Here is a 24,991-nt window from a genome sequence, read left to right on the forward strand (position 1 = left end):
ATTTAGAATCAAAAATAATATTTTTAGATCAAAATCCTAATTTCTAAAACAAATAAAGTAATCATTCAGATAGATTGAAAAGTTTAAGATATATTCTCTAATCACTTAAGTTTAAAGTAACTCCAAAATTTATGGCAGACCAAATCCAATCATTTGCAATACCTGTATAGGATATATTTAGTTGCATTTTTTTAGAAAAATTATAACCAAATACAGGTCTATAATACGCACCACCGGTATAGTCGTTACTAAACACGTAAGCATAACCAATATCTCCGCCAATAATTAATCCTGAATTTAAAGCATAGCGTGTAGCAATTGCAAAAGGAACATATCTAAATTCAGAATCAGTAGTTATCGGTCCCCAAGTATCATCCGTGTCTTTTCCAAAATACCAACCATATCCAAAGGCAATACCCAAAGCTAAATTTCTGTCTGATTGAATTAAAAAATTCACATCTAAAAGGAAACCAACAGGAACTATTTTATTTGCTTTACTTATAGGTGTAGATAGACTTAAACCAACATTTAATCCTTCTTGCACATTGCTCCCTCCAAATGAACCAGAAGCTGCCGTAGATTCCCAGTCGTTAAAGCACAAATAATTGCGTTCGATGACTAAGGGTTGAGCGATAATTCCGATAGTAAAAAATGTTAAAATAACAGTCGTAAGTAGTCTTTTTCCCATGAATAATTAAGTTTATGAAGATTATTGGGGATACTAAATTTACGAAATTTTCATATAACTACCATTCAATTTGTCAGTTTAATAATTCGGGATTGTACAGTTTATTCCGCCTTGAAATGGGAAGTAGCAAATGCCTTAAAAGATTACAATTCATCATTAAAAACGAATCATAATCAATCTATATTTATGTTGTAAACAGCTCTAAACTTATGTTTTAAAAGATACTATTGTATTCAGGTTACAAAGGGTTAGGCAACTCCCCTTTTTTTGAAGTGTTGGAATCTTATGTCGTAATTCAATTAAAAATCGTCTCAAGCATTAAAAAACGTATACTCACCAATGTTTAGTCTCTCACCTTTTGGAACTTTTAGGCTACTTTATTTTTAATTATGAATTCAAATACTTATTAAATTATTCTGAAGCAAACTTGATATAAAAATAGAATTTTAGGTTTAACCTATTCTATCCTCTTTTTTGGTTTTGATTATATTTTCTTTTAAAATAAGCTTATAATCCTTAGAAGACCTCTTATTATCTTTAAATACTTTAAAATAAAGCAAAGAAATTAAAACCACTCCAATTACTAAAATAGCAATATAGAATACCTGCAAATAATTTATTATAGTAATATGACCCATTAAATTCTGTATATATTATTATGACGCATAAAATCAAAATGGTCACTCAAAAAATTAATGTTTTTTACGAAAAATTAATCGATTATTTCTATCTTACTATTTACTATATACTTAACTGGATATACTACTTTTTTATCTTGAAATTTCACTATAATACTTATGTTATCCATACTAAAGACAACACCTTCTTTGTCGTCTAAAACAATTCTTTGCCCTACAAAATAATTTCTTTTACTATAGAACCCTAATAAAAGTCTATAGATAACATCTCTCGCTCCTAACCCGAAAGCAATCGCAAAAGAAACCATTACAGTTCCTAATATGAGTAACAAATTACTCGTAATGATATCTGTATTAAAGCCTGCTTGATTAAGCGCCATAATGGCCACCATAATAAAAGCAATTATAAAAATAATATTGCTTATCCCTTTTGAGCCATTAATATCCACCGCTTTCAAGAACGTCTGAACTGTTTTTTTTAAATAATTCGCGCCGTACAATCCGAATATTAAAATAACTAAAGCACTAAAAAACTTAGGCAGATAATTAATCAATTTACCTATTTCATTAGAGACCAGACTTAAATTTAAAATTTCGGATCCGATAATGATAAAAGCTAATATTAGAAACAATTTTACAAAGACCAGAATAATTTTTTCGGGTTTAATCTTTATAGCAGAATCTAAAATTGGAAGCTCATTTATTTTTTTGGTTAGTGTCTCAATTCTCGCAAATTTTAATGATTTTTTGACTACAAAAAGAATTAGTTTTAAAAGTATCCAACTAATTATAATAAACAGAATTCCAAAAACAACCTTCGGTAAAAAAGTATATATATTTTCAATTAATTTATCTAAAAGGTTAAAATTTATTTCTGTATTCATAACTCACTATAGTTTATTAATTATTGTTTTTTGTTTTGATTCTTATTTTTTAAAATATCACCTATGGTATCCGGAAACTTAATTACAATTAAATCCGCAACATCTAATGCCAGCTTGATGACATTTATGTCGTCAAGCACCTTCTTCTTGATTAAATCAGGAAGTTTTTCATTATTAATTACTTTTTTAAATGGGTTTCCCAAAATTACAATTGATTATAAATTTTTATTAATTTACTTTTGGCTCTACTTAACCTCATTTTAACCGCACTTTTACCTAAATTTAAGGCAAGTTCTATTTCTTCTATCGTCATATCATCTTGATATTTCATGAACAATAAAATTTTATCATTAGGATCGATTAAATCAATAGCTTTTTCGAAATTTTCGTAATCCAAATTAAAAATTTGTTCATCATCTATCTCATCATGTAAATAATCAAGCTGATTCTCATCGTCTGTAAATAGAATTTTTTTCTTTCTTTTATTCAAATCTCTTTGTAAATAACTTACGCAGTGATTATATGTAAAGGAATATAACCATGTGGAGAATTTTGACTGATTGTTAAACGTTTTAATTTTAACAAATAGTTTTACAAAAATATCATGGGTTAGGTCTTGAGCTTCCTCATTGTTCTTTACAAAACTAAGGCATTTATTATATATTATTTCAGAATATCTATCATAAACAACCGAAAACAGCTCAGAACTTTTAGTTCTAACTATCTCTGCGACAAGATTCTCGTCGCTTAATAAGCTGTCTGTTTGTAATTCGTTCAAGGTTGGGTTGTGATGTATATGCCTATTAAGACACACGCTTTTAATTAAAGTCACATTAAAAAGTAACTTTAATTAAAAGAATGTGTATAAAATAAATGCGTTTTAAAAAGTTCTGCAAACTTAATAATATAAGGTTGGTAATGGCTATAAAATAGTCTGGATCGTTAATTCATTATTTCACCACGTATTACCTACGCTAATTTTTATCTCGTAGGTCGTTTAAAAGCATAGATACATACAATTTTCATTATAAAATGTTTTTAAATAGTATCCCTTCAAATTAAACCTTATTTCGTTTAGCTTAATTCTACTTAAAATATCAATTTAATAATTCGAGATTGTGATATTTATTCTACTTTTAAGCATGAAATGGGAAAATGCCTTAAAAGATTACAGTTTATTTTTAAAAATAGAACGAGGATTATCTACAAACTCTGTAAATAGTTATGTTTTAGACGTTAGAAAATTGATTTTATTTTTAGAGCTAAAGGCATTAAACATCTCTCCTATTTCCATTCCTACAGATTTAATTCAGCAATTTATTTACGAATCGGCTAAATCGTTAAACGCACGATCTCAAGCCCGCTTAATTTCTGGGCTTCGTAGTTTTTTCGACTATCTAATTTTTGAAGATTACCGTCCTGATAATCCTTTAGAATTAATTGAATCGCCAAAAATTGGTCGCAAATTGCCAGACACCTTAACTGAAGACGATATCGATTGTTTAATAGAAGCTATAGATCTATCGACTAATGAAGGGGAACGCAACCGTGCCATGCTAGAAACGCTTTACAGCTGTGGATTACGTGTAAGTGAATTAACGCATCTTAAGATATCTGACTTATATTTTGATGAAGGTTTTATAAATGTAACGGGAAAAGGCGATAAACAGCGTTTTGTACCAATAGTACCTTCGACCATAAAATACATAACTATTTATATGGAGCAAGTACGTCCACATTTAAATATACAGCCAGGACATGAAGATACCGTGTTTTTGAACCGTCGAGGTAAACAACTCACACGGGCCATGATTTTCACAATTATTAAACAATTAGCGGTGAAAATAGATTTAGGTAAGAAAATATCTCCGCATACTTTTAGACATTCGTTTGCTACACATTTACTTCAGAATAATGCCGATTTAAGATCCATACAGTTGTTATTAGGACATGAAAGCATTACCACTACCGAAATTTATGTACACCTTGACAAAAAACATTTAACCGAAGTCGTCGAGAAATATCATCCAAGAAAATAAACTGTTGTTTGGTATTACATATGAATAGCAACCTTTAAAAATATTAATTAACATCGTTAGTTACTAGAACAAAAAAAAGGTTCACAACATGAATGTTATGAACCTTTTTACAAAATATTTAAAATACGTTTAGCCTTTTAACCACGCTTTACGTAATTCATTTTGATCTGCTGTAGCATCAGGATTAGGTTGTAATACGGTTCCTGTTGTGTACGTTTTTGTTAATTTAGTTTTAATAATAACGTCTTCTCCATTTCTATCTAATACCACTTCAATATCTTGACCAGGCTGAATAGATATCATCTTCTGTAGCATTTCATTCGCATTTAAAATGGTCATTTCGTCCCCATTTACACTCTTAATAACATCGTTTGGTAACACGCCATTATCATTCCAAAAACTATTATCAGAAACTAAATCGCTAAAAAAGATGGCTCTTTTTACAGGATCTCCGCCTAAAATTAGATTTCCGTTATTTAATAAAATATTAGTTTCAACCTTAGCTTCAGCTTCAATTAATCCTACTTTATCAAAATATACGTTATAATCTATTGGTGTTGTTCCTACAACATGTTTCTCTAAAAACGTACCAACTTCAGGATATGTCATCGTAATAATTTCATCTATAATCGTGTCATCATTAAATGGTTTATTGCTTCCGTATTTAAGAGATAATTCTTTCATTAAAGATAACACACTGCGTTCTCCATTGCTTTCTTCTCTCATTATAATATCGAGACACATACCTATTAATGCCCCTTTTTGGTAAACATTAAAGTAGTTAGATGCATAAGGCTCGTCTATAACATTTTCACTCATTTTAGTAAAACTCATGGTATCGTCCATACGTAACGACATACTAATTTTATCTACTAATGTCGAATAGAACTTAGATTCATCTACTAAACCTTCCTGCACTTGAAATAAAGTTGCAAAATATTCTGTAATTCCTTCGTACATCCAAAGGTGTTTAGAAAATGTCGGATTGTTATAATCGAAATAATGAACATCCTCAGAATGGACACTTAAAGGTGTTACAATATGAAAGAATTCGTGAGATACCACATCAATCATACTTTCGTCTAAAGATGCTTCAGATTCAGATTCTTGAAGTACAACCACAGTAGACGTATTATGCTCTAAAGCTCCAAAACCTTTGGGTTGCCCTTCGCCATCTCCAGCTAAATACAAATAGATATCGTAACGTGGTGTAGAATTAATATCACCTAAAAATGCTTTTTGCGCTTGCATCATTTTTTCCATGGTCTCGCGCAATTTCTTAGCATTATGCGCCTTTGTTGGAGAATACACACTTAAAACAATTTTAATATCGCCTACTTGAAACTCTTCAACATCTAAATCGCCATACATCATCGGGTTATCCGTAATATCGAAATATCTAGGAGCGGCGTAACTTGTAGTGATAACTTTACCATCTTCACTAGGCGTATCTTTAACTTTTTCTAATGCAGAAGAACGCTTAAATGAAGCCGGAGCAGTTACATCTAAAGTATATTGGTTATTTTTTAGAGAATCGAAATATCCTATAAATCCGTGTAAATTCAACACATAATTATCTGTTTCGATATTTGTTCCTGCCGGAGAAAATGGCTGTTCTCCACCTATTCCACCTTCTTCTTCAATATCGAACGTGTCATTCACATTATAAGTTATATAATCTAAATTTGAAGCATTTGCTATAGACCAAGAATTCACGTCTAGTTTACTAGTAGGAATTTCTACACCTTTATAATCGAAAGCTTTAAAATCGTCTATATATTTTCCGAAATCACTTATAGAATATGTGCCTTGTACAACACGAGGTAATCTGTAAGTCACTGTATCTTGAGTAAAACGTCCAGGATTTATAATTACTGGGGCTTTATCGTTTACAACTTTTGTTAAATTAATAGACGTCGCAATCGGAGTTTTTAAAGCCGAATCGTCTTTAGAAACGTTTTTAGTAGAGCCACAACCTACAAGTACGACACTCGCAAATGTTAAGGCTAAAAAATGATTTTTCATGAATTGTTATTTGGTTTTTCTATTTGTATCTCAAAGGTACAATCTGTTACAAAAAAATGAATATAAGGTTTTGTTAAAAGAAAAATGCCCGATTACAGGCAAAACTAAATTTTTAATTGAATTTTAAAATATTCTTATTAATTCTGCATGCAATTATTATCTTTGACAAACATATTTTAGGAATGCAGTTTAAACACCCAGAACTTCTTTACGCTCTATTTTTATTACTTATTCCTATTATTATTCACTTATTTCAGCTCCGACGTTTTAAAAAAGAAGCATTTACCAATGTTGCCATTTTAAAAACAGTTTCTCAGCAAACACGAAAAAGTTCCCAAATTAAGAAGTGGCTCACTTTATTGACACGTTTATTACTTTTAACATGTCTTATTCTTGCATTTGCACAACCTTTTACAACAAACAAGAATAATGCAAAGACCGCTAAGGAGACCGTTATTTTCTTAGATAATTCATTCAGTTTACAACAAAAAGGCCCTCAAGGCGATTTATTAAAACGTGCCGTACACCATTTAATCTCCGAAACAGATTTTGACAAAACGGTAACTTTGGTCACTCATAATGCCGTTTATAAAAACACCACCTTAAAGGCGATAAAAAAAGAACTATTGCAACTGCCTTATGCTTCTAATCCATTGTCTTATAAAGCGGCACTTTTAAAATGCAAATCTTTACTTAGTACAACTTCAACAGAAAATAAACAACTTATTTTTATTTCTGATTTTCAACAAATGGAGGAACCTTTTACTGCTGAAACAGATTCATTAACTCAAATAAACTTAGTAAAATTAACACCTACAAACACAAACAATGTCGCTTTAGATAGTGTGTTTTTTTCTAAAAACAATCCGAATCAAACGGAATTAACATTGGTATTAAAAAACTTTGGAACTCCAGTGAACAATATATCGGTTGCTTTACATAACGCTGATAAATTAATCGCAAAATCTGCGGTATCTATTACAGAACAAGCAGAAATACAATTTACAGTTCCGAGTAAAGACGTTATTAAAGGTACATTTAGTATTGAAGATAATGGATTACAATTCGACAACACTTTATTCTTTAATATAAATACACCATCTAAAGTGAATGTATTAAGTATAACAGATGGAGATGATGGGTATTTAAGTAAAATTTATTCTGAAGATGAGTTTAAATTCACTTCAATTTTAGCAAATCAATTAGATTATAATATCATTGAAAACCAAAACACCATTGTTTTAAATGAATTGAAAGATATACCTACAAATCTTATAAATAGTTTAAAAGCGTTTACAGATCAAGGTGGAAATTTAATTATTATTCCTTCAGAACAAGCCAATATAAACGCTTACAACTCATTATTGATTAACTATCAAACAAAATTTGAATCACTTATAACATCTGAAAAACAAATTACTACAATTAATTATTCTCACCCTATTTATAAGGATGATGTGTTTGAAAAACAGGTGAAAAATTTTCAATATCCTAAAGTGAATCAGTATTTTAACCTTAGCCAGAATACAGGAAGTATTGCTTTAAGTTTTGAAGATAGTAAACCTTTTTTAACGCAATTCTCAAATGTATTTCTTTTTACATCCCCAATAAACGCGGATGCCTCTAATTTTAAAAGTTGGGCATTAATTGTACCGTCATTTTACAAAATAGCAATGCGTAGTTTACAGCACCCAAAACTGTATTATACAATTGGAACTCAAAATACTTTTGATGTAGATGTATCCTTAAATCAAGACGATATTATTTCGATTACAAACGAGCAAGAGCAATTTATTCCACGACAACACTATTTTAATAATAAAGTGAGTGTAATTACAAAAGAGCGACCTGAGTCTTCAGGAATTTTCAATATTGAAAACAAGTTAAAAGCGATTAAAAATATCAGTTTTAACTATAATCGCGCCGAGAGTAATTTAGTGTATCAAGATCTTTCTACGCTTAAAAATGTAACCATCAGTGATTCTATACCGAGCCTTTTCGACACGTTAAAAAGTAATACAAAAATTAATGAGCTATGGAAATGGTTTACTATTTTTGCATTAGCCTTTTTGATTATTGAAATGCTCATCTTAAAATTTTTTAAATGAACGTACTTATAAAATCTGCAACTATAATTGATACTAAAAGTGAGTTTCATAACCAAACTCTTGATATTTTAGTAGAAAAAGGCAGTATTTCCAACATTGGAAAATCTTTAGAAAACCCTAAAAACTACAACGAAATCGCACTCGATAATCTCCATATCTCTCAAGGTTGGTTTGATAGTAGTGTGAGTTTTGGTGAACCTGGCTTAGAACAACGCGATACCATAGCAAACGGACTAAAAACAGCAGCGTATTCTGGTTTCACTACGGTGGCATTAAATGCTAATAGTCATCCTATTATAGATACCAATAGCGACATTGTTTTTGTAACAAGCAAATCGAACAACAATGCGGTAAAATTATTACCAATTGGAGCATTAACTCGAGAAAGTGAAGGTGTAGATTTAGCAGAGTTATACGACATGAAAAATGCTGGAGCTGTAGCCTATTACGATTACATGAAACCTATTACTAATGCAAATCTTATGAAAATTGCTTTGCAATATGCGAGTAATTTTAACGGATTAGTATGCTCCTTCCCTCAAGATAATAAAATTGCAGGAAAAGGTGTTATGAATGAAAACATAACAAGTACTTCTTTAGGATTAAAAGGTATTCCGTCTATTGCCGAAGAACTACAAATTGCTCGCGATTTATTTTTATTGGAATATACAGGTGGTAAACTTCATATTCCTACCATATCTACAGCAAAATCTGTTGAACTTATTCGTGATGCTAAAGCGAAAAAACTAGATATAAGTTGTAGTGTGGCTATTCATAATCTGTTTTTCGATGATAGTGTTTTAAACGATTTCAATACACATTATAAAGTATTACCTCCACTACGTATTCAAAGTGATATTGATGCTTTAATTGAAGGTGTAAAAGATGGCACTATAGATATGGTTACTAGCGATCATAATCCATTTAACATTGAAGAAAAGAAAGTAGAATTCGATTATGCTGCTTACGGAACTATTGGATTAGAAAGTGCTTTTGGTGCTTTACAAAGCATCTTTTCTTTAAAGAAAACAATCGATATTTTAACTAAAGGAAAGCAACGTTTTAGTACAGTAGGCACTCCTATAAACATAGGTAATTCTGCAAATATCACGTTATTTAATCCAGACACCAAATACACATTTACTAGAGAAGATATACTATCCAAATCTAAAAATGCCATTTTCGAAGGGGCCAAATTAAAAGGTAAAGCCTACGGAATCCTTAGTAATAATCAACTTGTATTAAACACAAAATAATGATAGACCAAACCGTGAATGAAGGTAAAAATTTAGCCGTAATAAGTTATCTAACTTTTATCGGATTAATTATTGCCATAATAATGAATCTTGAAAAACGAAACCCGTTTACCTCTTTCCATATAAGACAAATGCTAGGCTTAGTAATTATGGTTATTGTTGCCAATATGATTGAAAAATATATAAACAGTTGGCTTGGTACCATGTTTTGGTTCCTTTCTGCTGCAGGTTGGCTTTATGCTTTCTATTATGTAATTAAAGGACAGATGAAACCAATACCTTATATTGGCGAATATTTTCAAGAATGGTTTAGAAACGTTAGATAAAATGAAAGACCTTAGTTTATATCACATTACCCGCCCTTCAACATTGAAGGAAAATGCACCACTTTTAATTATGTTTCATGGTTATGGTAGCGACGAAAACGATTTGTTTTCATTTGCTTCAGAATTACCAGAAGAACTTTTTATAATTTCTGTACGTGCACCTTTTGCCATGCAACCACAAGGAAATGCGTGGTACGCTATTAATTTTGATGAAGTGAATGGAAAATGGAGTGACGATGACCAAGCACGTACCTCTAGAGATTTAATTTCCAAATTTATAGATGAAGCCGTAGACGGTTATCCTGTTAATAAAGATAATGTTACCCTTTTAGGATTTAGTCAAGGTAGTATTTTAAGTTATGCTGTGGCCTTAACTTACCCTGAACAAGTAAATAATATTATCGCTTTAAGCGGCTATATAAACACAGAATTATTACCTAAAAACAATAATCTTGAAGACTATAAGCATCTAAATTTCTTTTGTTCTCACGGGAGTGTAGACCAAGTGATTCCTGTAGATTGGGCAAGAAAAACGCCTAGCATCTTAGATGGATTAGAAATTAAACACGAATACCATGAATATCCTGTTGGCCATGGTGTAGCACCACAAAACTTCTATGACTTAAAACAGTGGTTATCTAAATTGATTTAGATTATAAAATAGAAATTTCAAATGTGGTTATGAAAAACAAATTGTTCTCTTTAATTTTAGGTATTATAGCATTAATACAGGTTATTTATAGCTTTTTTAACGATGCCACAACGGATAGAATTTTAACATTCGAAATAAACATCTGGCTTTATAGATTCGTTTGGTTTTTAGTCACTATTGGTTTTTTCTTTGATTATTATAAATCCTTAAGAAAGGAGAAAACGCAACAAAAATAGATTTCACGCATAGTAGTTATTGTAAGTAGCCTATATGAGATTGGCTTAAATTTAAAAGTGTTTTGAAAATCACGTAACATATGATTTTCAAAACACTTTTAATATATTATAAAACAAGTAATACAATATTACTGTAGCGGATACAATAAAGAATCTATAACTTCAAAAGTTACATCATTCTGATTAATGACTTCGTATTTAAGAAGAAGTTCTCCCCAGAAAATACCATCTGAAAAATCGGTGATTATCCATTTATGATTTAATATTTTAATCGAATTAATTAGCATGGATTTACCTTCATTAGCCGCATATGGAATTAAAGGGTTTCCTCCTTTTACATTTTGCTTGTAAATTTCGTCTTTAATAAACGGAATTAATGCAGGCACATCTAAACCTTTATTTTCAAAATAGGTATATGCATCTTCATTATGTTCGATATTAAAATAAGATAAATCTAAATTCTTATCATTTAAAACCGCTATCGAATCTGTTAAGGCTTCGACCCTCGCTTTACTTTTTTCAATCGTTCGTATATCATCCTCGAATACATTTTTTGCGTTTACGTATTGAAATAAAATAAGGAGTAATGAAAATAAAAACAGGTACATGAAAATTTTTTGCTTCATTATATTGTGATTTGGAGATTATCGTATGCTAAAAATACGTTGTTTGGTAATTCGTTTTGAACGGTTTCATGAAACCCAAGTAAATGACTAATGTGTGTTAAATACGCACGCTCAGGCTTTACTTTGCTAATAAACTCTAAGGCTTCTTCTAAATTAAAATGTGAAATATGTGGTTCTTTTCTAAGTGCATTTATCACTAAAACTTTCACGCCTTTTAACTTCTCAATTTCATCTTCTTCCACAGTCTTCATATCTGTTAAATAAGCAAAATCCTTAAATCTAAATCCAAAAACTTGTAATTTAAAATGTTGTCCATTTATAGGTACAACCTCAATATTACCTATAGAAAATGGGCTATTTGTAATAATATGGGATTCTACATTAGGTGCCCCAGGATATTTGTTTTCTGTAGTGAAAATATAATCGAAACGTTGTTTTAGTTCATTAAAAACCCGTTCGTGAGCATAGAGATCTATATCGCCTTGACGAAAGAAAAACGGACGAATATCATCCAAGCCAGCCGTGTGATCTGAATGTTCGTGAGTAAATAAAATCCCGTCTATTTTTTCGACAGCGTTACTTAACATTTGCTGTCTAAAATCGGGGCCGCAATCTACGACATAACAAAAATTATCCCATTCAATTAAAACAGAAACGCGAAGCCGTTTGTCCCTCGGGTCTTCACTTAAACAAACAGGATGTTTACTCCCTATTATTGGGATGCCTTGTGATGTTCCAGTACCTAAAAAAGTGATTTTCAAAAGTGTAAAAATTTAGTACAAAAATATGGTTATTTTTTTGTTAAGTAGGCTATTTTGATATCTTTGTTAAACACATACAAATCTACATTTAAACATGGAAATCACCCTAAAAGGAGACAGAAAAGTTAATGACATACCTTCCCTGAAAACGAAAGCTCTTCGAATTAATTTAAACGAAAATATTTATGGTACGTTTGCGGAGATAGGTGCAGGACAGGAAACCGTTCGTCATTTCTTTAGGGCTGGTGGAGCTTCAGGAACCATAGCAAAAGCAATGTCTGCTTACGACAAATCGTTTAGTGATGCTGTTTATGGCGTCGAAAAAGATGGTAGATATGTAACTGAGGCGCGTTTAATGAAAATGCTAGATCACGAAATTCGTTTAATTGAAGAACGTATTACTAGAGATAAGCACCCTAATAAAATGTTCTTTTCGTTTGCAAACACGGTAACTACCATCGATTTTGCAAAACAATTTAAAGGCCACGGTTGGGTTGGACTGCGTTATCAAGTAGAACCAGATCAAGAATACAATCAAATCTCATTGCACCTTCGTTTTAAAGAATCGGATGCTAGGTTGCAACAAGAGACCCTTGGTGTTTTAGGAACAAACCTAATTTACGGTGCATTTTATAAATATAACGAGCCTAAAAAATTACTTCGTTATTTGTATGATCATTTAGATAAAGATCAGATAGAAATTGATACCATTAATTTCTCTGGACCTATTTTCGAAAACGTAGATAATCGTTTAATGAGTTTACAATTGGTAAAAAACGGAATGACAGATGCCGTAATGTTTGATCCTGCTGGAAATAATGTTTTACCTGCGCGTATTCTTTACAAGAAAAATATTTTAGCACTTCGTGGTAGTTATAGACCGGTAACGAAAGTGAATATGGATATGTTTCATAAATCGTATGAAATGTTTATTAAAGAGAATAAGGTCGATGAGAATAACACGCAAGTTATTTTTGAAATTACCTTATCTAATTTACGTGCCGAAGGTGAGATTGATGAGCAAGATTTCTTAGATCGTGCAAAACTATTATGTTCTTTAGGACAAACCGTTTTAATATCTAATTTTCAAGAGTATTATAAATTAGTTGAATATTTCTCTCAGTATACTAAGAACCGTATGGGATTAGCTATGGGAGTAAATAATTTAGTCGATATATTCGATGAAAAATATTACCGCCATTTAAGTGGTGGAATTCTGGAAGCTTTCGGAAAATTATTCTTTAAAGATCTTCGTGTATATCTGTATCCAATGACAGACGAAAATGGACATTTAACAGATAGTGAAAACTTAAAAGTACACCCACGTATGAAAGAATTGTACAAGTTCTTTAAATACAATGGTAAAGTTGTAGATATCACGGATTACGATCAGACCATCTTATCTGTATTCTCTAGAGAAGTATTAAGAATGATCGCTAATAACGAACCAGGTTGGGAAGCCATGTTGCCAGAAGGAGTCTCTAGCTTAATAAAACAAAAGTGTTTATTTAGTTGTGTCTCGGATGATAGCATAAAAGAAATCAAAGAATAAACTAAAATATCTTATATACGAAAGCGACCATATTTTAAAAATATGGTCGCTTTTTTTTTGTGGTTATAATGTTTTAGAAAACAATTATTTAAAACTAAAAACTAATGCTTTAACATTTTAAATTGATTTCAATTTATATGCAATTTTAGATTAAACTTTTTTGGATTTGAAAAAATCAATTTCAGATTGAGATAATTTAGATGTTGGTATTGAGATCGCAAATGGTCTTGCTTCATTTAAAGTTAACCAAACTCTATCTTTTTTAACATCGATAGTATTTATCCAATTCCAATCTTTAACGTCAATCGTATCACTATTATTATGACATACTTTAATTTCATGTTCGTTAAACTCGACCAATGCATCAAAATTAATTAATTTACTAAATCGTTTCGCGCTTAAATACTGTAAAGGCCATAGTAAACCCATAACAGCAATAAAATACACCATACCAGATAGTATTGGGCTCATTTCATTTATTGGCAATGCGAACCCCATAATGATTGTTAATATCACATATTTCCAAATTGATTTCTTAAAAAATAAATATAATTTTGCACTCCATATTGTGTCAAAATTCAGGACCAATCTTTGTTTAACCATTATCAATTATTTTATCTTTAAAAGGTTACTTATTTTCCATTCTGAAAAATATAAACTTCAGTAGCTCCTACCCCATATTTTTGATAGTTAGCATCGTAAAACTTTAAATTATCGTAATGATTAAATAAATATTCCAATTCCATTTTAAGGACACCTTCTCCAACTCCATGAATAAACACCACCTTTTGGATTCTGTTTTTCATTGCGAACTCTAACTTATGTTTCGCTGTTTCCAATTGTAACGTCAACATATCGTAATTCCCCATGCTCCTTGTCGATTTAGTGAGATTATGGATATGTAAATCGACTTCCATAGTCGGTTCAAAACGTTCCTTAGGTTTAATTCGAACCGATTTTTTAGGCTTGTATTCTTCTTTTTCTGAAATGACATGAACCGACGGATTGTTAAAAAACAAATCTGAATCTAAACCTTTCTCAGATTTAATTTTAATGAGTTCATGCGCTTCAAAATTCAATATAAATCCATCTTCAGTTTCAACTGAAATAGTATTTCCACCAACTTTTAAAACAACGCCAGATATATCTTCATCTAAAACAGAAACGGTATCTCCTTTCTTAAAACTCATATTATTCCTCTTCAGTATTAAAATCGTTTTCTTTTTCTGTTTTACTTGGTATAGTTTGGGATATTTTAAACACACCAAATAATAAACTACAAATACCTAAAATTAAGAGATAAGTGTTTTCCGAATCGTTCACCTTGGCGTACATAGCCACAAGTATTCCGAAAATAATTAAGATATAATTTAATGTTTGAGAAGTTTTCATGGGTTCAGTTTCGAATTAAAAGTCAAAATTACAATTTTAAATAAAGTAGTTTCATTTTCTTACGTATAAAATGCATAATACTATATTTGTAGTCCTAAACGAAACCTTATATGTCTTCTATTGAAGATTACATGTTACCTTGTCTTACTAAGAAGCTATTTGGCTACGACTGCCTAGGTTGCGGACTACAACGTGCGATCTCCTTAATTTACAATGGTCAGTTAATAGAAGCATTTAAAATGTATCCCGCAATTTACACTTTATTAATTTTAGTCATTTTTCTAATCGTTACTATTTTTAGAACTATTAAACACCAAGAGGCTATTAAGAAATGGCTATTTATAATTAATATTGCCATTATTTTAATCAGTTATTTTATAAAACTATCAACTACAAACATTAATTAATACTATGGAAAGAATTTATTTAAAGACTACAACAATATATGTGCTTGCCGGACTTGGACTTTTATGCTGTTGCTTTGGGGGTTTAGGTGTTATCCCTGCGGGAATAGCATTTTACATGGCTCACACAAAATTAAAAGAAGTTACCCTTAATCCTGAAAATTACGACAATGTTAAAGGTATGAGTGATGCCAAAACGGTAACCATGATTATTTTAATTATTTGTGCCTTAAATTTTATTTATACCGTGTATACAGTTTCTACAACGGACTGGGATGTTTTGATTGAACAAACTCAGGAAATTATGAATGAGAATCGTTATGAGGATTAAGTAGCGGTTATTTAGAAACGTCGCATAGTGGCATATAAACTATGCGGAGTATTATTAAAAAATTATTTAAAGCTGAACAATTTCAAGTCTGTTCAGCTTTTTCTTATTTGTACTGCTTCCTTCTCAAAAGTGTAAATTAAGTCAAAGAATATGACTAAAATAAAATATTACACTGTTACAAAAGTGAACCATATCATACGTCACTTTCTTTCTCAATACCTTTTATTGAATCTGATATACAATTAAAAACGACCCTGTTTTTCAATTTTACTTATAAAGAACATCTTCTAGCCTTTCAGAAATTTTAGAAAAACTCGGACGAGATTTTACGTCTGGATTAAAACAATCTAAAACTAATTTATCCCAAGATTTTCGAGTGGTGCCATCCATAGAATGATCTGGTATTAAGTTTAAAAGATCTTCTATCAAGCAGCCATAAGCACGGACTTCAACACGCTCTATAGTATTGGACCAGACTGAATTTTTATCATAAAAAGTAGCAGCTCCAAAATCACCTAAAAGACAATCTGCTGTAGTATTAACCAATATATTATGCGCATAAAAATCCCCATGGTTAATTCCTTTACCATGTAATTGATAGCATACGGATGCCATGCTTTTTGCAATTTTCAGCAATTCTTCACTAGTAAACAGAGACTGGGCATCGAAAACATCTCGTGTACAGCTTTCCATACTTGGCGGATTACCTAAATTAACAAAGGCAGGAGAAATCAGTTTCATAATTAAACCACTTTTATCTTCTGGATGCGACTTAATCTTTCCTAAAACTTCAATTAAACTATCGTGAGCACCAGCAGCAATGGAAACATTCATTTCATCGTCTGGTAATCCGTCACTCGTTACATCTCCTTTAAAAACCTTAATGGCCACATCTTCTTCTCTAGAAATCCACTTTGCTTTAGAAATATATCCTGAAGCTCCCTCTCCTAACAATTCATTAATCGTAAAATCGCCCCAATGAAACGATTCCAAATTAGTATCCAATTGAAATTTATAGGTGCCCGGATTTCCACTAAACGCAATCCATGATAATTTAGGCAATTCAAACAACCATTCTGGAATTTCTTTTAAACGATTCGCCGAAATTCTAAGGAGCTCCAGATTTTTACAATTAGACATTTCTTTGGGCAACGTTTCGATACGGTTTCCTGCCAACGCACATTTTTGAAGTAATGTACAATCACCAATACTTTTAGGTAATTTTTCAATTTTATTATCGGTTAAAATCAACCAATTTAATTTTGGAGGAAATCCGTGGCCTGCCACCGTTTGAATCTGATTTGTTTTAAATCCAATCATATTCAATTCAGGACATTGCGCTAATATCACAGGGTATTCGGTGAATTTATTACGTGCAAAGAATATAATTCTTAATTTTTTGAATTGAGAAATCCACTCTGGGATAGAAGCTAACTGATTATCTGACAAATCTAATACCTCCAAAGTATCGGCAAGTTCTAATATTTCTTCCGGAAATGTCTTTAAACCACAGGCTAATTTTAGTGTTTTAGTTCCTTTTAATTGCCCTGATTTTAATGCCTCTAAAGTATGCGTCATATCCAAAATATTAGGATGCAAACTTAAGTATTATTGACTTTAATTAACAATTAAATCTGTGAATAAGTAAGGTGATTACAATACTGAAAATGACTATGTATAATTGTAAATAAATATTGAACACTTAGTGAAATTACTCCGAATACGCTTACGATCTACCCTAAGTAGAGTAAATCATCTCTTAGTACTAACCCCTTTCTAGCGGAATTTATCCGCTTATAGCAATTACCAAAACGCACGCATACTAGTGTGAAACGCCAACTGAACTAAAAGGTGATCAAGACATACGATTCCTCTATAAACTAATTGAGCAGCTTAATTGAAGGTATAGTGTTTACGAATTAAAAAAAAATTATTCGTTCCCACTTTTAGCAAGTAAGGTTTTGACTTCCTCTAAACTATTTTCGTTATCTAATAGGAACACTAAAGTATCGTTAGCTTCGATAATTGTAGAACCTCCTGGGCGGACAAATTTACCATCTCGTTTAATCATGACAATAAAAGCGGACTTCGGGAAGTGTAAATCAATGATACGTTTTTCTACAGCATAACTATTTTCAGGAATAGATATTTCTTCCATCCCCGATTTAGGCAAGTCTAGAATATAACGCTCATCATCCGATGGGGATTTAATTTTTTCTGGTAAGCCTACCTTTAACCACTTCGCAAATACCGATAAGGTGGTTCCTTGGATTAAAATTGACGTTACAGAAATAAAGAATACAATATTAAAAATCATATTGGCTTTTTCTATTCCTGCTAAAAGCGGATATGTTGCAAATACAATAGGTACTGCACCACGTAATCCTACCCAAGAGATATAGAATCGTCTTCTCATCCTCATTTTAAAAAACATCGTACTTATAAATACACTTACTGGTCGAGCCACAAGAATAAGAAAAACAGAAATTAATAATCCGACACCGATATAAGGAACTATTTGAGACGGAAAGACTAATAAACCTAGAGTTAAGAATAACACAATTTGCATTAGCCAAGCCATACCATCGAACATTTTTAGTATCGTAGATTTATGAATTAAATCTTGATTCCCTAAATAAACAGAACAAATATAAATGGCTAAAAATCCGTTTCCTCCAAGCGCATTGGTCGCAGAAAACGTAATAAACATAAGAGCTATTACTAAAACAGGATATAGTCCCTCGAAATCTAAAGTGATTCTGTTAATGATTAATTTACTCAGTTTTCCAAATCCAAAACCTGCAATTCCTCCAACAATCATTTGTTGAAAAAACATAAAGATTATAGAAAACACATCCTGATCTTGATTTATAACTAAAGATAAAAAGGCTAAAGTAAGCACATAAGCCATGGGGTCGTTACTCCCACTTTCCAATTCTAATGTCGGTCTTAAGTTTTCTTTTAAAGCTAAATTTTTGGATCGCAATATTGAAAATACAGCTGCCGCATCTGTAGACGATACGATAGACCCTAATAACATACTTTCGAATATGGTAAAATCTGTAATATACCATACAAAAGTTCCAAGCGTTACTGCAGTAAGTAAAACCCCTAAAGTAGATAAAACAAGTCCTTCTTTTAAAATTGGTTTTACCGCATTAAAATTAGTATCTAATCCCCCTGAAAACAAAATAAAATTTAGTGATACGACCCCTATAAACTGAGCGATTTTGGGATCGTTAAACAGAATTCCACCAACACCTTCGGATCCTGCTAACATTCCAATAGACAAGAATAGTATTAAAGTAGGTACACCAAATTTATAAGATGTTTTTCCAACCACAATACTTATAAAAAGTAAAAAGGAACCGATTAAAAGTATGTTTTCAATAGTTAAATTCATGCTTTGCTTTGTTAAATCTATCGAAACAAATTTAGTTTATTTATTTAGTAGGGCTAAAATAAATCCGTAAACATTTCAAAGAATTCACTCTTATTTCGAAATAAATTTAAATCCACCGATTACTTTAGAATCTAACAAAATTAACATCCTTTCTTTTGATATAAAGATTATTAACTCTGGTAATACCTTTTGTAGTATTTAATGAAACCACACACCTTTTAAACCAAAATAACAGACTTAAACTCTAAAGAAATCTTTATGTCTTTTAATTGTTTTTTCTTTATGCTTTTCTTTATTGGAGATACTCTTGTACCTTTTATAATACGTATATTAATAAATAAACCAGAACGCAAAAAACAAGCATAAAAAAACACACAAACCAGAACGTATAAAATGCTTTTGGCTTGTGCGTTTTGAGGTTTTTATAACCCAATTACCCTAATCCAATAAATCAGGCGTATTAAGTATTAATTCAATTTTTCTTATTATAACAATAACTTGATTCATTTGCGCTTCAATATTTCTAAAATAGATGCTTATATCTCTATTTACCCAACTTTCTGAAATGACTCTTGCACCTAAGCTAATTCTAAGAATGGCACTTTGAAGATCGTTACCATATTTTACATTTACAGCTTGCCCAATATGGCATCTTTGAGCCGCTAATCTAACCGTTTCTAATGGATAGCCTTCAAACAGTTCTGAAATGTCGGAGTTTAATAATTTATAGAGTTTTTTCACATTATCTACAGACAATGCTTCGTTATCTTTTATAATGAAGAACGGAAAAATGGTACGTATATTTCTAATTCCGAATTCATGCACTGTAGTACTATCCGTTTTAGTTAAATCGGTATAAAGTTGTTCCAAAAATGGAGCATCTTTTATAGAATCTTCAATAAAATTACAGAACATTTCGATTCCTAAATTACGATATAAAATGGGTGTCTTATAATATCTATCCATTTCTACTATGGCCGCATTCCAACGCATATAAGAGCCATAATTAAAACCAACTGATAAATTTTTAGAGCACGTCCAAGCCGCTGGCCAATCTGAACGATTATAATATTGGTTTAAGCTAGAAGGCAATGGTGTTTTCGCAGATTCAATTTGTTTACCAATACGTTCTGGAATAATTAATGCACCGGCATATGGAGGGCCTGTAAAATATTTACTTCCTGTAATTGAAACTATATAATCTTTGTTTAAATAATTTTGAATATCAGTAGGATCTAATCGCAGTTGCGCAGCATCTACAACAATTTGTAAAGATAGATCTTCTGCTTCACTTAACTTTTGCATCATATCTTCACTAGGCGATTGATATCCTAATTTTGAATGATCCATTACATGTAATACAATCTGTTTGCCTTGTTTATTGGTTTCTAAGATTACATCAAGAATCTCTGCATCCAATTGATCTGCAGATTTTAGCTTCCCACTTTCATCTCTAAACGGGATTTTAATGATATCGACAGGTCTAAAGCCGTCAATTTTATCGCCCTTTTTAACTGGAAAATTTAGTGCTGTTGTGTTCTCAAAATGACATCCATTTAAAGCACCTGCCACGCCACTTCCTGTTTCATCTGATGCGATTAAAACATGTGTAATTTCTTTTTCAGTTATAATTTGAGTAATAGCTGCTACCTGAAGAGAAGAATCTGTACCAGATGGTGAAAAGATAATTTGGCATTCATCATTTAATTCAAACAGGTTTTTAAGATTGTTCTTTAAAGATTCGGCATATGACATTGTGGTGTCTTTAAAACCATTTTTTAAACTATCCTTAATTAAGATACTTCTAACTTTGGCCGCCTTATCGAAAGCATAATTTGAAACACTCGTCGCTGTAGAAGATGCAAAGGTAAAAGCATCAGGTCGTGGGAATGGGCGGCACCCATATTTATTTAGTAAATCAATTTCGTCTATATTTAATCTAAGATCTCCACCAGACATTAATAAATACTCTGTGGGCTTAGCTAGATTTTCTACTATAGGTTTCCAAGAGTCTTGAAATACTTTATTAGCGTTATTTATACCATGAAAACCTTGCAATTCTCCATTAGCTAAAAGCGATTCCGGACTTGAATCGGCATCATTTTTTATAAAATCTATTAACGTATAACCTATATTATCTAGCTTCTCTTTATCTTCTTTTGGTAACAATTGATAGAAGATTCTAGCCACTTCAAAAGCTGCGATATCACATAACACCGTATCTTCTTCTTTATCGTTTAACGCCTTATACCAAAGTTGCCACTCTATACCATATCTTAAATATACCAAAGCTAGCACCGGTTTTCTTAAATATAACGAACCAATTACAATAGCCTTATTTGGTATAATTTTAAATATTCTAGGTTCCTTTTCGGATGTAATAATGTGTATGTTATTAAGTTTAGGAACCGTATTAAAACGTTTTAAAACGTGAACAAGATCATTTACATTCTCTTTTTCAAATAAATGAGTTCTTTTATATTGATCCTCAATAGGTAAATTATTCAGCATAGGTAGTTAAATTAAAAACGCTCCTAAGAACGGTATCTTCAATGACAATTTTTTACAAAGTAAATAATCAGTTAATTATTAATATTTTTTAACCTTATTTAAATAAGGTTTATTCGTCTCTCTTACAAAGTTTACAATTCTTACATATGGCGCCTTTTTCAGTATGAGTAATGCTTCCAAAACATCTATCACATTTACAAGCTACCGAATTGAATTCGTATTCACCACCCTCAAATATAATAGACTTTCCTTCAACGAACGCCCGACCTATTTTTTTTAACGCAGAATTATAAATTCTAGTCAGTGTAGGTCTCGAAACTTCCATCTTAATTGATGCATCACCTTGTGAGAGATCATCATGAATAACTAATTTTATGGTTTCGTATTCCTCATATTCCATTAAAACATGCTCATTATCGTTTCCAAGCATTCCAAAAGGCTTAAAGCCCTTCATTCTTGGAGGAGCATCGACTTTTCTCTTTTTTCTTCGACGTGGCATTTATTTAAAATTTGGGCAAAAATAATGAACTTGCGTTCATATCAAAACAATTATTCTAATAAAATTTAAAAGGATATCAATATATTTTAATGTATAACTTGGCACATCATTCTAATTTTCGCGCAATCTCCCTTAAAATCAATCACATGCATAATTTTATTTACATTTATTTTCAACTGAAAAACAATTTATATAATTTGCTTGATAAGAACAGACTTATAGCATGATCGTAATTTCTCCAAAAAGTTAAAACTAGATTTATAAAACCATTGATTAACTTAAATCCTAAAAATGAAAATAAATTGACTGCTTTAAAACCGATAGTTCCTTAATTATAAATATTTGTTTTTTTTTATCTTTATAGTGAGTTAGGAATGAAGCATTATTATGACTATTAAACCTACACTCTAATCATAAAAATTAAAATCTCGATTTATGAATACTAAAATCATCTTACTTTTCGCCATTCTATTTTCATTCTTAGCTTGCGAATCTGTACAAAAAAGCGAGACTAATACCGAAACTGTTATCCCTAACAAAAAAGAGAAGCCCAAACAACATGATTTTAATTCGTATTGGTTTTCTGGTAAAGCAGAAATTAGTAGTTACGATGTAAAACAATCTAGATATGGTGAAATGCGAGATGCAGAGGTGGTTTTAGTTTTTGTAACAGAACCTTTTTCATTAAGCAAGCAAGTTAAATTAGATCGTCCGAAAACTGCTGGGGAAGATATGATTTCTGTTATGAAACTTAACAATGTCCGAAAATTTAATACAGGTATTTACGATTATTCAATACTCACATCTACCTTTACCCCTATCAATTCTAAAAAACATCCTCTAACATTAAAATCGACCACTAGCATTCAGGAATGGTGCGGCCAAACTTATACGCAACTGAATCTAGATGGGAATAACTACCAATTTAAACAATTCTCTTATTTTGAATCTGATGGAGATGAAGAAAAAATAGTACCTGCCGTGCTATTAGAAGAAGATCTTATGACACGCATTCGGATTAATAACGGAGAACTGACGCTAGGTGAAATGACATTAATGCCTTCGACCATTTACAGTCGTTTTTCACATAAAACCATGCAAGCTGAAAAAGCGATGATTAACAAAGCAACTTTTAATAACACCATACAATATACTATTTCATATGTAAATATAGATCGCACATTAACAATTGATGTAGAAAATTCATTTCCTTATAAAATCATGAAGTGGACAGAAGATAACGGCGATGATTTAATTACTACAGCAGTATTGAAATCTAGTGTACACGAACCGTATTGGAATCAGAAAAGTGTAGCTGACGAAGCGCAACGCGATATTCTTAAATTAGTAAAATAAAGCATAATCTATAATTGAAGGAATCTATTTCTGGCTTAAACAACTAATAAGAAATTACTAGGATAAAGCTGAAACACGATTATTTAAGGTAAATTATATTCTATTAATAATATATAATCTACCTTAAACAGGTCACCTAATTATTTTATAATCTTCTGTATTTTCTATAGTAAGTCTATCTGGCTATGAACAATCCTCCAACACTAAATATCAAAGTTTCAGGTTTTAGTTTTTATCATTCCGATTGAAACATTTCTAATGCTCTACAGCGGAATATCAATTCCGAATCATTAGAATAAACAACTAAACCTTTCATTAGATCTTTCATTTTTTTCTAAAAAAACAGCTTTTATAAATTAGTCAAATCCTATTGGCTGAATATAAACACCCGTTTACTTAAAAGTTTACCGCTTTAATTGATTGTATTAATATTATATCTGGGTAATCCTTAGTTTTATCCCACAAATTGAAATTATTTAAAAAGAATCGATTAACACACAAGAAAAAAACACCTAAAAAATGAAAAAAACATTCAGAACATTAATATTCACAACATTGGCTATCTCATTATTTATGGGATGCTCAAGTGACGAGTCGAGTTCAACTAGCGACTCGAGCTCTACAGACGACCCTACAAATCAGGACGATGATGATGGTGATACCGTAACAGAACTACACGCAGCATTCGCTGCATTTAATACAGAAGCAACCACTATTTATTTAGACGGGTCGAAAGTGGTTATAGAAACTACAGGCTTACCAGATCACGAAAGCGTATACTGGGGAGAAGGAAATTCGTTATACAGAGAAGAATCTGACGTAGCCACAACCCCATCAATTATGTCTAGTAACAATAATGCAGTGACAATTTCCGTAGACGCTACACCTGATTTAACTGGAAATACAGTAGATACAGAATTAAATACCATAGGTATTGCAGTAAGTGGGGCTTCAATCTTTAACGACCAAGAAGGTGCTGGAGATTTAGATCAAGCTGCTGCAAGTTTAGACTGGACAGGAGCACATATTGGTCCTGGTGTATATCACTATCATCTAGAACCAGTTGCATTTACAGACGACGACAATAGCTTGGCTGGAATCTTGTTAGATGGTGTGTTTTTATACGGTAGAAAATGTTTTTCTACAGGAACTTACCCTACAGATTTAGATGCCTCTGGCGGACATACTTCTACAACACAATATACCGATGGCGCAGAAGAGTACCATTATCATATAATAAACGAAATATATTCTACTACAGGATCTTATTTAGCATTTGCTGGTCCTTTTCAAGGTTATTAATT

24 protein-coding genes are annotated in these 24,991 nt (G+C 31.4%); 10 read left to right on the forward strand and 14 right to left on the reverse strand.

Annotated features, from left to right (window positions below; all coding sequences use genetic code 11):
- Positions 1-97: 97 nt before the first annotated feature.
- The 4 genes from ACFFVB_RS04165 to ACFFVB_RS04180 all read right to left on the reverse strand — a co-directional run bounded on the left by ACFFVB_RS04165 (position 98) and on the right by ACFFVB_RS04180 (position 2,988).
- The gene (locus ACFFVB_RS04165) at positions 98-688 is read right to left on the reverse strand and encodes a hypothetical protein (RefSeq protein ID WP_382381454.1); all 591 of its coding nucleotides are present in this window, start codon (positions 686-688) and stop codon (positions 98-100) included.
- Positions 689-1,400: 712 nt separating this feature from the next.
- Positions 1,401-2,210, reverse strand: a complete 810-nt coding sequence (locus ACFFVB_RS04170) for a mechanosensitive ion channel family protein (RefSeq protein WP_382381455.1) — start codon at positions 2,208-2,210, stop codon at positions 1,401-1,403.
- Between the two features lie 20 nt (positions 2,211-2,230).
- Entirely contained in the window at positions 2,231-2,413 is a 183-nt protein-coding gene (locus ACFFVB_RS04175) for a hypothetical protein (RefSeq protein WP_382381456.1), read from the reverse strand.
- Positions 2,414-2,415: 2 nt separating this feature from the next.
- Positions 2,416-2,988, reverse strand: a complete 573-nt coding sequence (locus tag ACFFVB_RS04180; protein WP_382381457.1) for an RNA polymerase sigma factor — start codon at positions 2,986-2,988, stop codon at positions 2,416-2,418.
- 364 nt (positions 2,989-3,352) lie between these two features.
- Here ACFFVB_RS04180 and ACFFVB_RS04185 point away from each other — a divergent pair, with 364 nt between their 5' ends.
- Positions 3,353-4,249, forward strand: a complete 897-nt coding sequence (locus ACFFVB_RS04185; RefSeq protein WP_382381458.1) for a site-specific tyrosine recombinase — start codon at positions 3,353-3,355, stop codon at positions 4,247-4,249.
- A 129-nt stretch (positions 4,250-4,378) separates the two neighbouring features.
- On the opposite strand, the gene ACFFVB_RS04190 is transcribed toward ACFFVB_RS04185, so the two are convergent.
- Positions 4,379-6,274, reverse strand: a complete 1,896-nt coding sequence (locus ACFFVB_RS04190) for a M61 family metallopeptidase (RefSeq protein ID WP_382381459.1) — start codon at positions 6,272-6,274, stop codon at positions 4,379-4,381.
- Between the two features lie 116 nt (positions 6,275-6,390).
- Here ACFFVB_RS04190 and ACFFVB_RS04195 point away from each other — a divergent pair, with 116 nt between their 5' ends.
- The 4 genes from ACFFVB_RS04195 to ACFFVB_RS04210 are packed head-to-tail and all read left to right on the forward strand — an operon-like array spanning position 6,391 to position 10,616.
- Positions 6,391-8,382 carry a BatA domain-containing protein gene (locus ACFFVB_RS04195; RefSeq protein WP_382381460.1) on the forward strand — a complete coding sequence of 664 codons (1,992 nt, stop codon included), beginning with the start codon at positions 6,391-6,393 and terminating at the stop codon, positions 8,380-8,382.
- A complete protein-coding gene (locus ACFFVB_RS04200) occupies positions 8,379-9,638 on the forward strand; it encodes a dihydroorotase (RefSeq protein WP_382381461.1) in 1,260 nt (419 codons plus the stop codon). Before ACFFVB_RS04195 ends, ACFFVB_RS04200 begins: the two co-directional genes overlap by 4 nt.
- Positions 9,638-9,964 carry a DUF4870 domain-containing protein gene (locus tag ACFFVB_RS04205; RefSeq protein WP_382381462.1) on the forward strand — a complete coding sequence of 109 codons (327 nt, stop codon included), beginning with the start codon at positions 9,638-9,640 and terminating at the stop codon, positions 9,962-9,964. The genes ACFFVB_RS04200 and ACFFVB_RS04205 overlap by 1 nt, the downstream gene beginning before the upstream one ends.
- A 1-nt stretch (position 9,965) precedes the next feature.
- Positions 9,966-10,616, forward strand: a complete 651-nt coding sequence (locus tag ACFFVB_RS04210; RefSeq protein ID WP_382381463.1) for an alpha/beta hydrolase — start codon at positions 9,966-9,968, stop codon at positions 10,614-10,616.
- Positions 10,617-10,980: 364 nt separating this feature from the next.
- Here ACFFVB_RS04210 and ACFFVB_RS04215 read toward each other — a convergent pair whose 3' ends face one another.
- Both ACFFVB_RS04215 and ACFFVB_RS04220 read right to left on the reverse strand, forming a co-directional pair.
- Positions 10,981-11,478 (reverse strand): hydrolase, encoded by a 498-nt coding sequence (locus ACFFVB_RS04215; protein ID WP_382381464.1) that lies wholly within the window; start codon positions 11,476-11,478, stop codon positions 10,981-10,983.
- The gene (locus ACFFVB_RS04220) at positions 11,478-12,239 is read right to left on the reverse strand and encodes an MBL fold metallo-hydrolase (RefSeq protein ID WP_382381465.1); all 762 of its coding nucleotides are present in this window, start codon (positions 12,237-12,239) and stop codon (positions 11,478-11,480) included. The genes ACFFVB_RS04215 and ACFFVB_RS04220 overlap by 1 nt, the downstream gene beginning before the upstream one ends.
- A gap of 94 nt (positions 12,240-12,333) precedes the next feature.
- On the opposite strand from ACFFVB_RS04220, the gene ACFFVB_RS04225 reads away from it, so the two are divergent.
- Positions 12,334-13,791 carry a TonB-dependent receptor gene (locus ACFFVB_RS04225; protein ID WP_382381466.1) on the forward strand — a complete coding sequence of 486 codons (1,458 nt, stop codon included), beginning with the start codon at positions 12,334-12,336 and terminating at the stop codon, positions 13,789-13,791.
- A 150-nt stretch (positions 13,792-13,941) separates the two neighbouring features.
- Here ACFFVB_RS04225 and ACFFVB_RS04230 read toward each other — a convergent pair whose 3' ends face one another.
- The 3 genes from ACFFVB_RS04230 to ACFFVB_RS04240 all read right to left on the reverse strand — a co-directional run bounded on the left by ACFFVB_RS04230 (position 13,942) and on the right by ACFFVB_RS04240 (position 15,183).
- Positions 13,942-14,307: a hypothetical protein gene (locus ACFFVB_RS04230; protein WP_382381467.1), complete on the reverse strand. Its 366-nt coding sequence runs from the start codon at positions 14,305-14,307 to the stop codon at positions 13,942-13,944.
- A 116-nt stretch (positions 14,308-14,423) separates the two neighbouring features.
- Complete coding sequence (locus tag ACFFVB_RS04235; RefSeq protein ID WP_382381468.1) at positions 14,424-14,981, reverse strand: DUF8465 domain-containing protein; 558 nt, start codon at positions 14,979-14,981, stop codon at positions 14,424-14,426.
- Position 14,982: 1 nt separating this feature from the next.
- Complete coding sequence (locus tag ACFFVB_RS04240) at positions 14,983-15,183, reverse strand: hypothetical protein (RefSeq protein ID WP_382381469.1); 201 nt, start codon at positions 15,181-15,183, stop codon at positions 14,983-14,985.
- Positions 15,184-15,293: 110 nt separating this feature from the next.
- On the opposite strand from ACFFVB_RS04240, the gene ACFFVB_RS04245 reads away from it, so the two are divergent.
- Both ACFFVB_RS04245 and ACFFVB_RS04250 read left to right on the forward strand, forming a co-directional pair.
- Positions 15,294-15,590: a DUF2752 domain-containing protein gene (locus ACFFVB_RS04245; RefSeq protein ID WP_382381470.1), complete on the forward strand. Its 297-nt coding sequence runs from the start codon at positions 15,294-15,296 to the stop codon at positions 15,588-15,590.
- A 4-nt stretch (positions 15,591-15,594) separates the two neighbouring features.
- On the forward strand, positions 15,595-15,918 hold the full coding sequence (locus ACFFVB_RS04250) for a CCC motif membrane protein (RefSeq protein ID WP_382381471.1): 324 nt from the start codon (positions 15,595-15,597) through the stop codon (positions 15,916-15,918).
- A gap of 267 nt (positions 15,919-16,185) precedes the next feature.
- On the opposite strand, the gene ACFFVB_RS04255 is transcribed toward ACFFVB_RS04250, so the two are convergent.
- The 4 genes from ACFFVB_RS04255 to ACFFVB_RS04270 form a co-directional block, all read right to left on the reverse strand.
- Entirely contained in the window at positions 16,186-17,496 is a 1,311-nt protein-coding gene (locus tag ACFFVB_RS04255) for a leucine-rich repeat-containing protein kinase family protein (RefSeq protein ID WP_382381472.1), read from the reverse strand.
- A gap of 352 nt (positions 17,497-17,848) precedes the next feature.
- Positions 17,849-19,321 carry a potassium/proton antiporter gene (locus tag ACFFVB_RS04260; RefSeq protein ID WP_382381473.1) on the reverse strand — a complete coding sequence of 491 codons (1,473 nt, stop codon included), beginning with the start codon at positions 19,319-19,321 and terminating at the stop codon, positions 17,849-17,851.
- 438 nt (positions 19,322-19,759) lie between these two features.
- Entirely contained in the window at positions 19,760-21,832 is a 2,073-nt protein-coding gene (locus ACFFVB_RS04265; protein WP_382381474.1) for a hypothetical protein, read from the reverse strand.
- 109 nt (positions 21,833-21,941) lie between these two features.
- Entirely contained in the window at positions 21,942-22,331 is a 390-nt protein-coding gene (locus ACFFVB_RS04270) for a DUF134 domain-containing protein (protein WP_382381475.1), read from the reverse strand.
- Between the two features lie 435 nt (positions 22,332-22,766).
- Between ACFFVB_RS04270 and ACFFVB_RS04275 the strand changes: the two genes are divergently transcribed.
- Both ACFFVB_RS04275 and ACFFVB_RS04280 read left to right on the forward strand, forming a co-directional pair.
- Positions 22,767-23,687 (forward strand): septum formation inhibitor Maf, encoded by a 921-nt coding sequence (locus ACFFVB_RS04275; RefSeq protein ID WP_382381476.1) that lies wholly within the window; start codon positions 22,767-22,769, stop codon positions 23,685-23,687.
- A 519-nt stretch (positions 23,688-24,206) separates the two neighbouring features.
- Positions 24,207-24,989: a YHYH protein gene (locus ACFFVB_RS04280; RefSeq protein ID WP_382381477.1), complete on the forward strand. Its 783-nt coding sequence runs from the start codon at positions 24,207-24,209 to the stop codon at positions 24,987-24,989.
- The last annotated feature ends 2 nt before the right edge of the window (positions 24,990-24,991 follow it).

Origin of the sequence: Formosa undariae (assembly GCF_042427615.1) — a bacterium.
Taxonomy (GTDB): Bacteria; Bacteroidota; Bacteroidia; order Flavobacteriales; family Flavobacteriaceae; genus Formosa; species Formosa undariae.